Below are 16,397 nucleotides of genomic sequence, written 5' to 3' on the forward strand. Positions count from 1 at the left end.
CCGGTAAGCGCAGCGCCACCGGGCAATAACGATCGCTCCCGCAATAACCATTACACCCGCGCCAGATAGAGCGCGGGCATTCCTTCGGCATCCGAGGTGTAGAGCACCCATTGATTATCCGGCGTAAACGACGGATGCGGATGCGTCACCTGGCGGTCGCCGTCCAGTACTTTCCAGCTACTGTTATGCTGGCAAATCGCGGTCTGCTCGCCGCTGATGATATTGAAAACCCAGATAAACGGATCGTTAAGATGAATATCGCCGGTATGGTGCGGCGCGCCATCGCCCACCACTAAGCTGCCATCCTCGTTACTCATCAAATGCGAGCAGGGCGGGATCGCCATTAACTGGCGGTTTTCCAGCGTCTGTGGATCGGCGCTGAACAGGTAGCGCTGCGGATCGTTCTCCTGATGCGCCACGTAATAGAGCGCGGAGCCGTCCGGTACCCAAAATTCATGGGTAAAGCTCTCTCCCGGCTGGTGCTGGCGGACTTTGCGCAGGTTGCTGCCATCTTCATTAATCAGCCACATACGCGCATCAATCACATCGCGCGGCCCTTCATGACAAAATGCCACGGTGGAATCATCAAACGGACGGTAAATCGGGTGCCCCAGCCAGCGTTTTTCCTGCACCAACGTGTCGCGTTCGCCGCTGTGTAAATCGATGCGGATCAATCGGCATTCCGGCTGCGTAAAGTAGAAGTCGCGGAATTTTTGCCAGTTGGTCAGCGGTTGCCAGTCGCTTTTCTTGATTTCGATACCCACCAGTTTTGTGCAGGCGGAATTCGCCACCCAGGTGCCGTAAGCCACCCAGTCATCATCGACCTGATAAACGATATGCTCTTCCAGCGTCTGCAGATCAACGCGCCGCAATTCGCGGGTGTTTTTCACATACCACAGCGAACGATCATCCGCCGATAAAAAGCCGCCGAAAGTATTATCCCCGGCGCCTTCGGTTAACTGTGTTGCTTCTTGACGGGCGAGATCCAGTAAATAGTAATTCCAGTGGCCTTCAAACGCGCCGCCGAAAAGGAGTTTCCCGCCGTCGCGGGTAAAACATTTTTGGTAGAAGTAATTACGGTGACAAATAATGTGCGGCGGCGTCAGACGGATAACTTCGTGCCCCGTTTTTTCATCGTGCTGGTGACGGAAAGTGAGTTGAACAATTTTCCCCTTTGCCATCTGCGGCTCCTTAGATAAAAAAATACCCTGCCGCGGGCGGGCAGGGTATGTCGTGACGGAAAAACGTTAGCGCATTGCGCGTTTCAGGATACGTTCAGCCTGGCGCTGGAAATCAGCGGCCGTTTCTTCCACGGATTTCTGGCCATAATCGATGTACTGAATCGCCGTGCCGAACTGGGCAACAATTTGCGGATCGTCAAAGTACGGCGACACAGAGAGTTTGGTCGGCAGAGACTGCGCCAGGCGCAGACCGGCCACCGAGGGATCGTTCTCTTTGATCGCACCGTTGGCGGTCAGCGTTTGCACTGCGGCTTTGCTCAGCGGCACGCCACGCTCCAGACCCAGCGTTTCCACACCCTCTTTGCTGTTGAGCAGGAAATTGATCACTTCTGCCGCTTCTTTCGGATGTTTGGTGGATTTACCAATCGACAGCATCTGCGCCGGTTTGAAGAACAGACCCGCGTCCGTTGCGCCCGGCAGCATCGGGTAATCACCCAGCACCAGTTTGGCTGGTGGCTTCAGGTTGTCGGAATATTTGGTGATGGTGGAGTTCCACATATAAGTACCGGCCCATTCACCTTCGATCCACGGCTTCATCTCATACATGTTGCTTTTACCGAACGACGCATAATATTTGGCATCCGGCATCACATGGCTATCGACCAGTTTTTTATACATCTGGAAGAATTCCACCCACTGCTCGCTGCTGTAGCTGAATTTCTTCGCTTTTTCGTCAACGGCCGGAATGTTGTACTTCTGCACCATGTAAGAGTTCAGCAGCGCCAGCGTATCCTGGTGCTCCAGTACTACCGGGTAATACTGTTTGCCAAGTTTGCTTTCGAACGTTTTGCCTGCGGCTAACAGCTCATCCCAGGTTTTCGGGAAGGCGACGCCCGCTTTTTTCCACTGCTCGTCGTTAAAGTAGAAGACGCGCGCGGTAACGGAGATCGGAATGCCATTCAGCTTGCCGTCAACGGTGGTGGATTGCAGCTCTTTGGCGTCGAACTGGCTCAAATCGATGATCTCTTTCACCTGATTCAGATCGTAAAAACCTTCGCCGTTTTTCGAGAAAATCGGCAGCCAGTTCCAGTTGGTTTGCATCACATCCGGTTCGGTGCCGCCAGCGATTTGCGTGGTCAGACGGGAGAGGTGGCCGTCCCAGCCGGTGTATTCGGATTTAACGTTAATGTTCGGATGCTGTTTGTGAAACTCTTCCAGCGCTTTTAATGTGACCTGATGACGGCCGTTGCCCCCCCACCAGGACATACGCAGGTCAACATTATCAGCAGCAGTTGCGGGTACAGCGCACATGCCCAGAGTTGCGGAGATAACGGCGCCTATAAGCACTTTTTTCATTTTTATACTCCAGAGTTTGTTTAAACGTTATTTTTCGGGCTGCCGCGTTGTTGACGGTGCCTGCGCACCCCGGTGAGGATGCACCGACTTGCCGCCGCGACGCGTCCCGAGGATTTCGTTTTTATAGGGAAATGTTCTGTTCTGTTTTTGCGTCAAAAATATGACACTTATTCATATCAAACTTAAAATACACCTTACGATGAAGTCCCTTTGCAATCATTGGCTTAGCTTCATCGGAAGGAATTCGTGCCGTTAACTCGTAGTCAGCGACTTTCAGGTAAATAAAGAACTCGTGCCCCATGTTTTCGACACGCACCAGATCGCCGCTGCCGCAGTCTTCATCGAACGGTTCATCGGCAACGGAGACAAATTCCGGACGCACGCCGAAGAACACCTCTTTGTCGGCATAGCCCGCTACTTTCTCCTGCTGACGCGCACTCAGCGCCAGTGTTTCGTGGCCAAGAGTGAGATGCAGTTGATCTCCCTTTTTCACAATTTTTGCCGGTTTGATGTTCATTTCCGGCGCGCCGATAAAGCCCGCCACGAACATGTTTTTCGGGTAGTGATAGAGGTTGTCCGGGGTATCGACCTGCATGATATGGCCGAGCTTCATCACGCAGATGCGATCGCCCATGGTCATCGCTTCGGTCTGATCGTGGGTGACATACACGGTGGTTGCCGGTTTACCGGATTTTTTCAACTGCTTGTGCAGATCGGAAATACGGATGCGCATGGAAGCGCGCAGTTTGGCGTCGAGGTTCGACAGCGGTTCGTCGAACAGGAACACATCCGGCTTTTTCACAATCGCGCGGCCGACCGCCACACGCTGCGCCTGGCCGCCGGAAAGCTGGCGCGGCAGCCGGTCCATCAGCTCTTCCAGTTCGAGGATTTTCGCCGCTTCATCCACCTGTTTGGTGATCTCATCTTTCGGCAGCTTGCTCAGTTTCAGGCCGAAGGCGAGGTTTTCCCGCACGGTCATATGTGGGTAGAGCGCGTAGTTCTGGAACACCATGGCAATGCCGCGCGCCTTCGGTGCGAGGTTATTAACGATCTTCTCGCCGATGCGCACTTCGCCGCCACTGATGGTTTCCAGGCCTGCCAGCATACGCAGAGTGGTGGATTTGGCGCAGCCGCTTGGGCCGACAATCACCATAAATTCACCGTCGGCAATTTTCAGGTCGATACCATGTACCGCTTTGAAGCCGTTGGAGTAGACCTTTTCCAGTTTGTTGAAAATCACTTCAGCCATGATAACCCCTTAACCTTTAATTCCGCTGCTGGTTACGCCCTGTACGAAGTAGCGTTGTGCCAGGAAGAAGACAATGATGGACGGCAGAATGGAGATACTCGCCATTGCCAGAATTTCGTTCCACGGCGCACCTTCGGTCACGTCGATGGACATTTTCAGCGCCAGTGCGATCGGGTATTTATCCACGCTGTAGACGTAAATCAGCGGCCCGATAAAGTCGTTCATTGACCACATGAACTGGAACAGCGCGACGGAGATAATGGCCGGTTTCAGGATCGGCACCACTACGTACCACAGCACCTGCCAGGAGTTACAGCCGTCGATCTGCGCTGCTTCTTCCATGTCGCGCGGCACGCCGCGTAAGAACTGAATCAACATAAAGACGAAGAAACCTTGCGTGGCGAACGCCAGCGGCAGATAGAGCGGCATATAGCTGTTGAGCATGCCCATTTCACGGAACATCAGGTACTGCGGGATCAGCAGCACGGTGCTTGGCAGCAGCATGGTGGCGATCAGCGTACCGAACCAGAAATTCTTCCACGGGATCTCAAAGCGGGCGAAACCGTAAGCCACCACCGTTGAAGAGATGATCGTCAGGATCACTTTCGGGATCACATACTTGAAGGTGTTCAGCATGTAATGGCCGAAGGTGTACTCCGTCCCGGTTTTCCAGCCGTTGATAAAACCGTCCCACGTTGCGTGCGTCGGCCACAGCCCCAGCGTGGTGAAGATTTCGTGGTTCGGTTTGAACGATGCCGAGAACATCCACGCCAGCGGGTAAAGCATTAACAGGCCGACAAAGAGCAGGATCGTATAGCGGATCCAGGCGCTGATTTTCTCGCGGCGCAGGGTGCGCGCCACTTCACGTTCGGCTTCCTTCATGCCCGGCGTGAGATGTTGGATATCAGCCATTTTTGCCTCCCTTATCGGCAGAGTAGAACACCCAATATTTCGAGGACTTAAAGGCGATGGAGGCAAAGACCGCCACAACCAGGAACAGAACCCAGGCCAGCGCCGCGCCGTAACCCATATCGAAATATTTGAAGGCGGTATCGTAGATGTAGAGCGAGAACAGATAGGTGTAATAGGTCGGGCCGCCGCCAGTGATGACATACGGGCCGGTAAACTCCTGGAACGCCTGCGTGGTCTGCATAATAAAGTTGAAGAAAATCACCGGCGTAATCAGCGGTACGGTCACTTTCATGAACATCTGCCACTTGCTGGCACCGTCGATCATTGCTGCTTCGTACTGGGATTGCGGGACGTTTTGCAGCGCGGCAAGGAAGATCACCATTGCAGAGCCAAATTGCCACACGCGCAGCAGCGTCACCGACATCAGCGCCAGCGACGGTTCGCCCAGCCAGTTCACCGGATCCAGGCCGAACACGCCGATAAAACTGTTCAGCAGGCCATCAATGGCGAACAGCGCGCGCCACAGCACGGCAATCGCGACAGAGCTGCCGAGAATGGACGGAATGTAGTAAGCCGTACGGAAAAAGCCGATGCCGCGAAGTTTAAAATTCAGCACAAAGGCAATGCCCAGCGCAAAGGCCAGCTTCAGCGGGATGGTCAAAAAGACATAAGCAAAAGTCACGCCCATCGATTTCCAGAAGAGGGTATCTTCCGTAAACATGTAGCGATAGTTTTCGATGCCGTTAAATACCGGCGGGCTCATCAAATCGTACTCAGTAAAACTGAGAAAGAATGATGAAACGAATGGGAAAGCCGTAAAGACTATCAACCCAATAATGTAGGGCGATATCCAGGCCAATCCCAGTAGTTTGTTTTCATTCATACATACCTACCTGGCGAACAATGTGTAATACGGATTCGGAGAGTTACTTTCTCCCGCCGCCGTAGCCGCGGGGATAAAAACAGCATCTGTATGTGCGCTCGCTCACAATATTTGCCGTGGCTGGCGCTATGGAGGTCTAACTCCCAGAAATTATTGGTAAAACCATTAATTTTAAAAACGTCTGAACATCCATTCTTGATTTGTAAAACATCGTTTTAAAATATTTTATTGGGTTTTAAATTCGCGTCATTCGATTAATTCGCGAAATGTGATCAAAGTCGAAACGATGTTTCAATAAAGTGAGGTGGTAGCGTTTTTCGCCCGAAAACACGGGGTTTACAGAATCATCCCGGGGAAATAAACACGTAATGTTGTCGCGGATTAAGTATCGCAGAATGAAACCATTCAAAATGAAAACGATTATCTGGCGAATTATTTTACTGTCTGTGGGAAATAAAAAACGCCCCCAATAATGGGAGCGTTAATTAGGGTGCTTACTATCATTATTTTAAGAAATCTTCGCGCACCGGGGTGAAGGTATCGAGCAGTGTTCCTGCCTTCAGGCAGACGCAGCCGTGCATAATGTGCGGTTGCTTATAAAGAGTATCGCCTGCGGTGACGATATGTTTCTTATCACCGATGGTAAATTCGAACTCACCGGATAAGACATACGTGAGCTGTTCATGAGGATGGTTGTGCATCGGGCCGATGGCGCCTTGTTCGAACATGACTTCGACCGCCATCATTTTGCCGCCATGGGCGAGGATACGACGCGTTACGCCGTTGCCCAGATCGTCAAGCTGAGTCTCTTTATGGAAGGTAAACATCGGGCCGTCCTGTAGTGAAGAAAAGAGTTAGTGAAACATTGTTTCAAAATAATTTATCTCAGCGTTCCACAAAAATAAACGCGAGACCAGAGAAGTTGAAAGTCGATCACAACTTTGATTGACTGATTGCAAAACCTGACGGAGAAACGCTATGAAAACGATAGGGCTGCTGGGTGGGATGAGCTGGGAATCGACCATCCCTTACTATCGCCTGATTAACGAGGGTGTAAAAGCCCGGATGGGAGGTCTGCACTCCGCCAGTTTGTTGCTGCACAGCCTGGATTTTCACGAAATCGAAGCCTGCCAGGCAACGGCACAGTGGCATAAAGCGGGCGAAATCCTCGCGCAGGCCGCTGCGGGTCTGGAGCAGGCTGGGGCGCAGGCCATTGTGCTTTGTACTAACACCATGCACAAAGTGGCCGGGCAAATTGAAGAGCGTTGCCATATTCCGTTCCTGCATATTGCCGACGCCACCGGGCGCGCCATTGAAAGCGCGGGCATGCGCAACGTTGCGCTGCTGGGCACGCGTTACACCATGGAGCAGGATTTTTATCGCGGGCGGCTGGAAAGACAGTTTGGTATCGAAACCTGCGTACCCGGCCCGGAAGATCGCGAACGCGTGAATGAAATCATCTTTGAAGAGCTGTGCCTTGGCACATTCAGCGATGAGTCGCGTTACTATTTTATTAATCTGATCAAACAAATGGCGAGTGAAGGCGCCGAAGGGGTGATTTTTGGCTGCACCGAGATTGGCCTGCTGATACCGGAAAAGAGCAGCCCGATTAAGGTTTTTGATACCGCTACGCTGCATGCGGCTGATGCGGTGAATTTTATGCTCTCTTAAGACTCGCCCAGCATGGCGGCCAGCGGCTGGGCAATCAGCGGCATGGCTGCCTGTAAATGGCGTGCGAAAGCATCCACCAGCGCTGACGCCGGGCGATGCAGCGGGCGAATCAGGCTGACGGTAAAGGGGACGTCAATACTGAAACGACGCACGGCGACACCGCTGGCGGCGTAATCCAGCGCCGTCAGCGGGTTAACCACCGAAAGCCCAACGCCCGCGCGCACCATCGCACAAACCGAGGCGGCGCTGTGGGTTTCCAGCACCATTCGCCGCTTCACTTGATGTTCCGTAAACAGCGCATCCAGCAGTTGCCGGTAGCTGTCGGTACGCGACAGGCTGATGTAATTCTCCCCCTGAAAATCGGCTGGCGTCAGCACCGTTTTGCTGGCCAGCGGGTGATCCTGCGGCATGACGCACACTTCATTACAGGTCAGCAGCGGCGTGCGTTCGGTGCCTGCTGGCGTGCTCAGCGTTTCGGTCAGGCCTAAATCATGGCGCTGCGCCGACAGCCACTCCTCCAGCAATGGCGACTCCTGCGGCACAATGTTCAGGCTGACATCCGGATAGCGGGCGAGAAAAGGTTGTAACAGCAGCGGTAAAAAAGACTGCGAGAAGACGGGAAGACAGGCGACGGAGAGCTCCCCCTGGCGAAACTCGCGCAGGCTCTCGGCGACGCTGACAATGCGATCCAGCCCGTACCACGAGCGCTGCACCTCTTCAAACAGCCGCAGCCCTTGTACCGTGGGATGCAAACGCCCGCGCGAACGTTCAAACAGCTTCAGCCCCAGCACCTTTTCACAGCGCGCCAGTTCGCGGCTGACCGTCGGCTGCGAGGTATGCAGCAAGGCTGCGGCTTCAGTCAGATTGCCGGTGGTCATCACCGCGTGAAAAATTTCGATATGGCGCAAGTTAACGGCTGGCATCGCGGAATTCCGTTGCTGTGGGTTATCCATATCATTTTTGCATAGAGTCGCGATAAAACGATATTTTTTATTCCCTTCGTGCTGTGGCGTAATCAGTAAAAATTGCTGACGGAGTTCACCATGCCACGCTCACTACACCAGACCGATACCGACCTGAATGCCGAAAACCTGCTGCGGCTGCCTGCTGAATTTGGCTGCCCGGTGTGGGTTTATGATGCGCAAATTATTCGCGCGCAAATCGCCAAACTCAGCGCGTTTGATGTGGTGCGTTTTGCGCAAAAGGCGTGCTCAAACATTCATATTCTGCGCCTGATGCGCGAGCAGGGCGTGAAAGTCGATTCGGTGTCGCTGGGTGAGATCGAGCGGGCATTAGCGGCGGGTTACGATCCGCAAACGCATCCGGACGATATTGTTTTTACTGCCGATGTGATTGATGACGCCACGCTGGCGCGCGTCAGCGAGCTGGGCATTGCGGTGAACGCCGGTTCCGTCGATATGCTGGAACAGCTCGGCGCCGTGTCGCCGGGCCATCGCGTCTGGCTGCGCGTCAATCCGGGCTTTGGCCACGGTCACAGCCAGAAAACCAATACCGGCGGGGAAAACAGCAAACACGGTATCTGGTACAGCGATCTGAATGCGGCGCTGGCGGTGATGCAGCGCTATCAGCTAAAACTGGCGGGCATTCACATGCACATCGGTTCCGGCGTTGATTACGGCCATCTTGAGCAGGTGTGCGGTGCGATGGTGCGCCAGGTCGTGGAGTTCGGCCAGGATCTGCCGGCTATCTCCGCGGGTGGCGGGCTTTCTATTCCCTACCATGAAGGGGAAGATCAGGTTGATACGGCTCACTATTTTGGTTTGTGGAATGCCGCGCGCGAGCAAATTGCCAAACATCTCGGCCATGCGGTGAAACTGGAGATCGAGCCGGGACGCTTCCTGGTGGCGGAATCCGGCGTACTGGTATCGCAGGTGCGCAGCGTGAAAAATATGGGCAGCCGCCACTTTGTGCTGATCGACGCCGGTTTTAACGATCTGATGCGCCCGGCGATGTATGGCAGCTATCACCACATTACCGCGCTGGCTGGCGATGGCCGCGATTTGCGTCAGGCTGAACTTATCGACACTGTGGTTGCGGGGCCGCTGTGTGAATCCGGCGATGTCTTTACCCAACAAGAGGGCGGGAAAGTGGAAACCCGCGCGCTGCCTGCGGTAAAAGCGGGGGATTATCTGGTGCTGCATGATACCGGCGCGTACGGCGCATCAATGTCGTCAAACTACAACAGCCGCCCGCTGCTGCCGGAAGTGCTGTTTGATCATGGCGTTGCGCGCCTGATCCGCCGCCGTCAGACCATCGACGAGCTGCTGGCGCTGGAGCAGTTCTAATCCTGATACGGTCCCGCCGCCACTGAATCGCGCAATACCAGCGTGCCGGTGAATGGGGGGATCGGTTCAATCTCGTCGGCATTCGCCAGTTTGATCGCCTGATCGATAGCCGTGGCGATCATGGTATCGATCGGCAGATAGACCGTTGACAGCCCCGGCTCCAGCCAGCGGGCGCTGGGCGCATCATCAAAACCAAACAGCGAAATATCCTGCGGAATGCGCAAGCCCGCCTGGTAGAGCGCCTTCGACGCACCGAGCGCCATATCATCGTTACAGGCGAACAAGGCACTGAAATGCGCCCCTTCCTGCAGCATCTCACGGCACAATTCATAGCCGCGCGTCATGGTAGCGTCGCCGTATTTCACTCTTCCCGCATCCCAGTTAATTCCGTGTTTTTCCAGCGCCTTGCGATACCCCATTAGTCGCGCTTTGCCGGTGGGGGTATGAATCGGCACGGTGATGCAGGCAATCTCGCGGTGGCCAAGGCTCGCCAGATAATCCACCACCTGGAAGGCGGCGTCCTGCTGCTCAAAGAAGACACATTTATCATGCGCCTGGGATAATTCGCGGTTGATTACGATCAGCGGCATTGGCGTTTCATCGATCAAACGCAGGATGCTCTTTTCACTCATAAAACGGGTATAGAGAATGATGGCGTCGCAGCGCCGGTCCGCCAGCATCTGCACTGCCAGCGTTTCCCGCTCCGGCGTGTCGTGACCGTCGGTGACAATCAGTTGCTTACCGTGAAATTCCGTCCGGCGGGAAGCCTGCTGTAGCAGGCGGCCAAAATAGAAACCGTCAAAGCTGGAGACCACCAGGCCAATGCTATTACTGGTGCGATTCGCCAGCGATTGCGCCAGAAAATTGGGGCGATACCCCAACTCTTCCATCGCTTTAAAAACCTGAGCACGGGTGCTCTCTTTGACTTGCCCCGTCTTGTTGAGCACCCGGGAAACCGTTGCTTTCGACACGCCTGCGCGCAGTGAAACATCCAGCATTGTGACCATGACAAGCTCTCCGCATTAATGAGAGGCAGTTTAACACACTCATTTAACGGGTTAAGGCGCGGCGGGTGGGTTTGGCTTAAGTGCAGAAATATCCCTGAAAATGCTAAGGTGGTATGCCAATGTCAGTAATCGCTTCGTTTTGGAATACCAGTAGAGGGCTTGCGAGCCGGGTCACAGAACTTTTCTAACGCTGTCGCTATTTTTGGTATGCCAAATGGAATCCGGCTGTATACCTGTACCGATAAAAAAAGCCCCCCTTAACTGAGGTGTGACCCTATGGCCCTACAAGAAAAGCTCATCGATTCTCTGGGTAGTTTCGCCACGAAGTTCAATAGCTATCGCTATATCATGGCGATCAAATCTTCGTTTATTACGCTGATGCCGGTCATTATTGTCGGCGCGTTTTCAGTGCTGATTTCCAATATGGTGCTGGACCCGAAAAACGGTCTCGCCAGCTTCCAGGCGTTGTCGTTTCTTGCCGCGCTAAAACCAATTACCAGCGCCATTAACTATGCCACGCTGAACTTCCTCAACATTGGCGCGGTGTTCTTAATAGGTATTGAACTGGGGCGCATTAACGGCATCAAGTCGCTGTTTCCCGGGTTGCTGGCGGTGATCTGCTTTATCTGCGTGACGCCCACCACCGTTGAGATGCTGGTGGATGGCCAGATGCATGTGGTGAAAGATGTGCTGCTGCGCCAGTTCTCCGATACCCGCAGCCTGTTCCTCGGCATGTTTATCGCCATTTTGTCGGTGGAAGTCTACTGCTGGCTGGAAAACCGCGAGAGTCTGAAGATCAAAATGCCGGATACCGTGCCGCCGAACGTTTCCGCCTCGTTCTCGGCGCTGATCCCGGCGATCATTACCACCACGCTGATCGCCACTTTCGGCTTCGTCTTCCATCAGGTGACCGGCATGTATCTGTATGACGCCGTGTATCAGGTGGTGCAGCAACCGCTGGAGCGCGTGGTACAAAGCCTGCCCGGTATTCTGCTGCTGATGTTTGTCGCGCAATTGTTCTGGGTGATCGGTATTCACGGCAACCAGATGATCAAACCGATCCGCGAACCGCTGCTGCTGGGGGCGATCACCGTCAATATGAGCGCCTTTGAGCAGGGGAAAGAGGTGCCGAACATCATCACCATGCCGTTCTGGGATGTGTACATGAGTATCGGCGGTTCCGGCCTGACCATCGGCCTGCTGATTGCGGTAATGATCGCCACGAAACGCAAAGAGATGAAAGAGATCGCCAAGCTGTCGATAGGGCCTGGGATCTTCAATATTAACGAGCCGGTGATCTTCGGTATGCCGATCATGCTGAACCCGATCCTCGCCATTCCGTTCATTATCACCCCGCTGGTGACCGGCTCGATCGGCTACTTCGCGACGGTCACCGGTTTTGCCGGGAAAGCGGTGGTGATGGTGCCCTGGACGACGCCGCCGTTGATCAATGCCTGGCTCTCTACCGCCGGTTCGATGGGCGCGGTGGTGACCCAGTTAATCTGCATTGTTACCGCCGTCGTTATCTACCTGCCGTTTGTGAAGATCGCCTCCCGCCGTGCGGAACAGGCGCAATTACAGGCGCAAGCCGCCAACAATGCCTGAGGATGTTATGAGTACAAAAACCATTGCCATCCCGCCGTCGTTTATTCTGGGCGCGGCGGCATCGGCCTGGCAAACCGAAGGCTGGGAAGGGAAAAAAGCGGGCCAGGATTCGTGGCCCGATCTCTGGTACAAAAACGATCGCCACGTCTGGCATGAAGGTTATGGCCCGGCGGTGGCCACGAATTTCTACCAGCGTTTTCGCGAAGATGTGCAACTGATGAAGCAGGCGGGGTTAACCCACTACCGCACCTCGATCAACTGGTCGCGCTTTCTTACCGATTACGAGCAGGGCGTGGTGGATGAGACTTACGCCAGCTATTACGACCAGCTTTTTGATGAGATGCAGCGCCACGGTATTACGCCGATGATCTGCCTGGAGCACTACGAGCTGCCGGGTTATCTGCTGGAAACCTACGGCGGCTGGGCGTCGAAGAGAGTGGTTGAACTCTATCTGCTGTACGTTGAGAAAGTGTTTGCGCGCTTCCACCATAAAGTGACGCGCTGGTTTACCTTTAATGAGCCGATTGTGGTGCAAACCCGCGTCTATCTTGATGCGCTGCGCTGGCCGTATGAGCAGAACACCGGCACCTGGATGCAGTGGAATCACCACAAAAACCTGGCGACGGCAAAAGTGGTGAAGCTGTTTCGCGAGAAGGGCTACGCCGGAACTGTCGGTTGCATTCTCAACCCGGAAGTGACTTACCCGCGTTCCAGCGCCCCGCACGATGTACTGGCGGCACAGCGTTACGATCTGTTCTATAACCGCGTGTTCCTCGATCCGCTGGTGAAAGGCCACTATCCGCAGGAGCTGATGGATCTGCTGGAAAAACACAACGTTAAATGGGATTACAGCGCAGAGGAACTGGCGATCATCCGCGACAACACCGTCGATGAACTGGGCATCAATCTTTATTATCCGCACCGTGTGAAAGCGCCGTCGCGCGCCTGGCACCCGGAGACACCATTCCATCCGGCGTATTACTATGAGCCGTTTGAGCTGCCTGGCAGAAAGATGAACAAATCGCGCGGCTGGGAGATCCTGCCGGAGATCATCTATGACATGGCGATGCGCATCAAAAACGAGTACGGCAACATTCCGTGGTTTGTTGCGGAAAGCGGTATGGGCGTGGAGAACGAAGGGCAGTTCCGCAATGCCGAGGGAACCATTGAGGATGATTACCGCATTGAGTTTATCGCCGCGCATCTGTATCAGACGCTGCGGGCGCGGGAACAAGGCGCGAACTGCCACGGCTATATGCTGTGGGCGTTTACCGACAACGTTTCGCCGATGAACGCCTTTAAAAACCGCTATGGGCTGGTGGAGATCGATCTGCAACACAACCGCGATCGGCGGGCGAAAAAGTCGCTGCGCTGGTTCCGCGCGCTGAGCGATGAGCGCCGGTTGACCCTTACCCTTGATGATGAAGTAAGATAGCGCGCAATAACTGATAAGTGCAGGTGATATTGTGGAGAAGGCCGTCGTTCCGCCGGAAAAAAAACAGTACCAGGAGATTGGCGAGGATTTACGCGAGCAAATCATCCAGGGGCATTATCCCGTTGGCTCCCGCCTGCCGCCGGAGCGCAATATCGCCGAAAAATATGGCGTCAGCCGCACCATTGTGCGCGAAGCGCTGCTGATGCTGGAATTGCAGGGCACGGTTGATATTCGTCAGGGGTCGGGCGTCTATGTGATGCGTATTCCGCAGGCCCATGAAAACGAGGAAGAGCGCTTTCTCAGTAGCGATGTTGGCCCGTTTGAGATCCTGCAAGCGCGTCAGTTGCTGGAGAGCAATATTGCTGCCTTTGCGGCGACCATGGCGACGCGGGCGGATGTTGACAATCTGCGGCGCATTCTCGAACAGGAGCAGCGCGCCATCGCCCTGAATGACACCACCCAGGACAACAGCAAGATGTTTCATCTGGTGCTGGCCGGGGCTTCGCAAAACCAGATGCTGCTGGCAACGGTAGAAAGCATCTGGCACCAGATGGACAGTAGCCCGCTGTGGCAACAGTTTAATGTGCATATCGCCAGCCGTCCGTATCGCCTGAAATGGCTGGGCGATCGGCAAACGCTGCTGGCAGCGGTGCGTCGCCGCGATGTGATGGGCGCCTGGCAGGCGATGTGGCAGCATCTGGAAAATGTCAAAAAAAGCCTGCTGGAGCTATCTGATGAAGATGCGCCGGACTTCGACGGCTATCTGTTTGAATCCGTCCCCATCTTCCAGGGAAAACTGATGTGAAAATCCTTCCTCTCTACGAAGTGCCGCGCTTTGCGCCGCAGGTTATCGAATGGCTATGGCATGAGTTTGGCGACGCTCTGCCGCGCGACTTTTTCGCCAGCATTATTGATCACAGCCAGACGCCGGGCGCATTACCGCTGACATTTGTGCTGGTTGACGGCGATGAACTGCTGGCGACTGTCGGGCTGTGGCGCTGCGATTTGATCAGCCGTCAGGATCTCTTCCCGTGGCTGGCCGCGCTGTATGTAAAAGAAAGCGCGCGCGGGCAGGGGCTGGCCGGGCAGCTACAGCGGCATGTAATGGCGCAGGCAAAAGCAATGGGATTTAGTCAGTTACATCTCTATTCCGCCTGCCGCGATTTTTATGAGCGCTACGGCTGGGAGTATATTGGCGACGGGCTGGATTATCCGAACACGCATGTGCATTTGTATCGCATTGCGCTATGAGTTTTTCGGCTCAACGCAGAAGAATATGCAGGCCGGATAAGCATTAACGCCTTCCGGCAAGCAATAAGAGCAACCCGCGTTAACTCTCCTGCGGCGCAATCACCGAATGGCGGCGCACCAGCGTCGGGTTAAACAGATGCGTTATCTCCGGCAGCGGACGGTTTTCCGCCAGCGCCAGCGCCAGCTCGGCGGCCTGTGTCGCCATGGTAACAATCGGATAACGGACGGTGGTCAGCCGGGGACGCACGTAGCGCGACACCAGCACATCATCGAAGCCAATCAGCGAAATCTCGCTCGGCACATCGATGCCATTATCATTCAGTACGCCCATTGCGCCCGCCGCCATCGAATCGTTGTAACAGGCAACGGCGGTAAAGTTTCTGCCGCGACCTAACAGTTCCGTCATCGCCTGTTCGCCGCCGCTTTCATCCGGCTCGGCAAAGGTCACCAGCCGATCATTGCACGGCAGACCATTCTCTTTCAGCGCATCGTAATAACCCTGCAAACGATCTTCCGCGTCGGAAATGGCGTGGTTAGAGCAGAGGTAGCCAATGCGCGTATGGCCTTGCTGGATCAGGTGGCGGGTTGCCAGCCATGCGCCGTAGCGGTCGTCGAGCGCCACGCAGCGCTGTTCAAAACCCGGCAGGATGCGGTTGATCAGTACCATGCCAGGAATTTGCTTCATCAGCGAAGCCAGTTCTTCATCGGGGATGGTTTTGGCGTGTACCACCAGCGCGCCGCAGCGGTGGCGGATCAACTGCTCGATGGCTTTGCGCTCTTTCTCTTCGTTGTGGTAGCCGTTGCCAATCAGCAGAAAATTACCGGTGGCGGAAGCAACTTGCTCAACGGCTTTCACCATCGCGCCAAAAAAGGGATCTGAAACATCGCCGACCACCAGACCGACGGTTTCCGTCGATTGCTGCGCCAGCGCGCGGGCATTGGCGTTCGGGTGATAATTCAGCGCATCCATTGCACTTTGCACCGCCAGCCGTGAAGATTCGCTCGCTTTTGGCGAGTCGTTAATCACACGGGAAACCGTAGCAACGGAGACGCCTGCCAGCCGTGCTACATCTTTAATGGTCGCCATGGCGCACCTTCCTTAGGGGTAAGCGTTTACACACTGTGTAGTGTTACGGAAAAGGGATGGCTAATCAAGGCAGTTACCTGCTGGTAGTGCGCAAACGTGAAGTGACGCGGCGGAAAGCCGTGGAACCGTTACACAAAAAAGTTTTGCCGATTAATACAGGTAAAACCTTTAGTTACACTTTGCGCAAAGCTGTTTCGATTGTCTGCTGGTGGCGCGTTCTCCCCCATGACAGAGTGGTTATCCCAGAGGTATTGATAGGTGAGCGCAGCCCCCGGGTTGCATACTCGAATTACACCAACCTGCGCAGATGCGCAGGTTTTTTTTTGCCCGCCTTGTAACAAGCAAAGCGAATCGACACACCTCGTTTCACTTCGGCTCATTCCCTTGCTTTTTCCCGCTGGCAGTACGCCCGCGCCAACGCCACAATCAAGATCCCAGAGGTATTGATTGGTGA

Annotated in this window: 16 protein-coding genes; 7 read left to right on the plus strand and 9 right to left on the minus strand. The window is 54.6% G+C overall.

Features of this window, described 5'->3' with window-relative positions:
• Positions 1–50: 50 nt before the first annotated feature.
• From AWR26_RS04545 to AWR26_RS04570, 6 genes are all read right to left on the minus strand, one after another.
• On the minus strand, positions 51–1,181 hold the full coding sequence (locus AWR26_RS04545) for an oligogalacturonate lyase family protein (RefSeq protein WP_064563921.1): 1,131 nt from the start codon (positions 1,179–1,181) through the stop codon (positions 51–53).
• Between the two features lie 66 nt (positions 1,182–1,247).
• Positions 1,248–2,537 carry an ABC transporter substrate-binding protein gene (locus AWR26_RS04550; RefSeq protein WP_043956727.1) on the minus strand — a complete coding sequence of 430 codons (1,290 nt, stop codon included), beginning with the start codon at positions 2,535–2,537 and terminating at the stop codon, positions 1,248–1,250.
• A 121-nt stretch (positions 2,538–2,658) separates the two neighbouring features.
• The gene (locus tag AWR26_RS04555) at positions 2,659–3,786 is read right to left on the minus strand and encodes an ABC transporter ATP-binding protein (protein ID WP_064563923.1); all 1,128 of its coding nucleotides are present in this window, start codon (positions 3,784–3,786) and stop codon (positions 2,659–2,661) included.
• Between the two features lie 9 nt (positions 3,787–3,795).
• Complete coding sequence (locus tag AWR26_RS04560) at positions 3,796–4,698, minus strand: carbohydrate ABC transporter permease (protein WP_007370335.1); 903 nt, start codon at positions 4,696–4,698, stop codon at positions 3,796–3,798.
• On the minus strand, positions 4,691–5,581 hold the full coding sequence (locus tag AWR26_RS04565; RefSeq protein ID WP_064563925.1) for a carbohydrate ABC transporter permease: 891 nt from the start codon (positions 5,579–5,581) through the stop codon (positions 4,691–4,693). Before AWR26_RS04565 ends, AWR26_RS04560 begins: the two co-directional genes overlap by 8 nt.
• Before the next feature lie 503 nt (positions 5,582–6,084).
• A complete protein-coding gene (locus AWR26_RS04570; protein ID WP_064563927.1) occupies positions 6,085–6,408 on the minus strand; it encodes a cupin domain-containing protein in 324 nt (107 codons plus the stop codon).
• 151 nt (positions 6,409–6,559) lie between these two features.
• On the opposite strand from AWR26_RS04570, the gene AWR26_RS04575 reads away from it, so the two are divergent.
• Positions 6,560–7,252, plus strand: a complete 693-nt coding sequence (locus AWR26_RS04575) for an aspartate/glutamate racemase (protein ID WP_043956731.1) — start codon at positions 6,560–6,562, stop codon at positions 7,250–7,252.
• On the opposite strand, the gene AWR26_RS04580 is transcribed toward AWR26_RS04575, so the two are convergent.
• On the minus strand, positions 7,249–8,175 hold the full coding sequence (locus AWR26_RS04580; protein WP_043956732.1) for a LysR family transcriptional regulator: 927 nt from the start codon (positions 8,173–8,175) through the stop codon (positions 7,249–7,251). The two genes, AWR26_RS04575 and AWR26_RS04580, sit on opposite strands and share 4 nt — an antisense overlap.
• A gap of 120 nt (positions 8,176–8,295) precedes the next feature.
• Here AWR26_RS04580 and lysA point away from each other — a divergent pair, with 120 nt between their 5' ends.
• Positions 8,296–9,558: a diaminopimelate decarboxylase gene (lysA, locus tag AWR26_RS04585; protein WP_064563929.1), complete on the plus strand. Its 1,263-nt coding sequence runs from the start codon at positions 8,296–8,298 to the stop codon at positions 9,556–9,558.
• Here the strand turns inward: lysA and AWR26_RS04590 are convergent.
• Positions 9,555–10,565: a LacI family DNA-binding transcriptional regulator gene (locus AWR26_RS04590; RefSeq protein WP_064563933.1), complete on the minus strand. Its 1,011-nt coding sequence runs from the start codon at positions 10,563–10,565 to the stop codon at positions 9,555–9,557. The two genes, lysA and AWR26_RS04590, sit on opposite strands and share 4 nt — an antisense overlap.
• A gap of 276 nt (positions 10,566–10,841) precedes the next feature.
• Here AWR26_RS04590 and AWR26_RS04595 point away from each other — a divergent pair, with 276 nt between their 5' ends.
• The 4 genes from AWR26_RS04595 to AWR26_RS04610 are packed head-to-tail and all read left to right on the plus strand — an operon-like array spanning position 10,842 to position 14,856.
• Positions 10,842–12,170: a PTS sugar transporter subunit IIC gene (locus tag AWR26_RS04595; RefSeq protein ID WP_043956735.1), complete on the plus strand. Its 1,329-nt coding sequence runs from the start codon at positions 10,842–10,844 to the stop codon at positions 12,168–12,170.
• Positions 12,171–12,177: 7 nt separating this feature from the next.
• Positions 12,178–13,605 (plus strand): glycoside hydrolase family 1 protein, encoded by a 1,428-nt coding sequence (locus AWR26_RS04600; protein ID WP_064568955.1) that lies wholly within the window; start codon positions 12,178–12,180, stop codon positions 13,603–13,605.
• Positions 13,606–13,636: 31 nt separating this feature from the next.
• A complete protein-coding gene (locus AWR26_RS04605; protein ID WP_007370345.1) occupies positions 13,637–14,410 on the plus strand; it encodes a GntR family transcriptional regulator in 774 nt (257 codons plus the stop codon).
• Positions 14,407–14,856 (plus strand): GNAT family N-acetyltransferase, encoded by a 450-nt coding sequence (locus AWR26_RS04610; RefSeq protein WP_064563935.1) that lies wholly within the window; start codon positions 14,407–14,409, stop codon positions 14,854–14,856. Before AWR26_RS04605 ends, AWR26_RS04610 begins: the two co-directional genes overlap by 4 nt.
• Before the next feature lie 79 nt (positions 14,857–14,935).
• Here the strand turns inward: AWR26_RS04610 and galR are convergent, their stop codons facing one another.
• Entirely contained in the window at positions 14,936–15,943 is a 1,008-nt protein-coding gene (gene galR, locus AWR26_RS04615; protein ID WP_064563937.1) for an HTH-type transcriptional regulator GalR, read from the minus strand.
• 56 nt (positions 15,944–15,999) lie between these two features.
• Here galR and AWR26_RS04620 point away from each other — a divergent pair, with 56 nt between their 5' ends.
• Complete coding sequence (locus AWR26_RS04620; protein WP_064563939.1) at positions 16,000–16,281, plus strand: hypothetical protein; 282 nt, start codon at positions 16,000–16,002, stop codon at positions 16,279–16,281.
• Positions 16,282–16,397 lie beyond the last annotated feature (116 nt).

Origin of the sequence: Kosakonia oryzae (assembly GCF_001658025.2) — a bacterium.
In the GTDB taxonomy this organism is placed as follows: domain Bacteria; phylum Pseudomonadota; class Gammaproteobacteria; order Enterobacterales; family Enterobacteriaceae; genus Kosakonia; species Kosakonia oryzae.

Coding starts and splice junctions, on each gene's coding strand:
- AWR26_RS04570 (WP_064563927.1), bottom strand. CDS start 6,408: ATGTTTACCTTCCATAAAGAGACTCAGCTTGACGATCTGGGCAACGGC.
- AWR26_RS04565 (WP_064563925.1), bottom strand. CDS start 5,581: ATGAATGAAAACAAACTACTGGGATTGGCCTGGATATCGCCCTACATT.
- AWR26_RS04545 (WP_064563921.1), bottom strand. CDS start 1,181: ATGGCAAAGGGGAAAATTGTTCAACTCACTTTCCGTCACCAGCACGAT.
- AWR26_RS04555 (WP_064563923.1), bottom strand. CDS start 3,786: ATGGCTGAAGTGATTTTCAACAAACTGGAAAAGGTCTACTCCAACGGC.
- AWR26_RS04560 (WP_007370335.1), bottom strand. CDS start 4,698: ATGGCTGATATCCAACATCTCACGCCGGGCATGAAGGAAGCCGAACGT.
- AWR26_RS04590 (WP_064563933.1), bottom strand. CDS start 10,565: ATGGTCACAATGCTGGATGTTTCACTGCGCGCAGGCGTGTCGAAAGCA.
- AWR26_RS04550 (WP_043956727.1), bottom strand. CDS start 2,537: ATGAAAAAAGTGCTTATAGGCGCCGTTATCTCCGCAACTCTGGGCATG.
- AWR26_RS04600 (WP_064568955.1), top strand. CDS start 12,178: ATGAGTACAAAAACCATTGCCATCCCGCCGTCGTTTATTCTGGGCGCG.
- AWR26_RS04595 (WP_043956735.1), top strand. CDS start 10,842: ATGGCCCTACAAGAAAAGCTCATCGATTCTCTGGGTAGTTTCGCCACG.
- galR (WP_064563937.1), bottom strand. CDS start 15,943: ATGGCGACCATTAAAGATGTAGCACGGCTGGCAGGCGTCTCCGTTGCT.
- AWR26_RS04620 (WP_064563939.1), top strand. CDS start 16,000: ATGGCTAATCAAGGCAGTTACCTGCTGGTAGTGCGCAAACGTGAAGTG.
- AWR26_RS04575 (WP_043956731.1), top strand. CDS start 6,560: ATGAAAACGATAGGGCTGCTGGGTGGGATGAGCTGGGAATCGACCATC.
- AWR26_RS04580 (WP_043956732.1), bottom strand. CDS start 8,175: ATGCCAGCCGTTAACTTGCGCCATATCGAAATTTTTCACGCGGTGATG.
- lysA (WP_064563929.1), top strand. CDS start 8,296: ATGCCACGCTCACTACACCAGACCGATACCGACCTGAATGCCGAAAAC.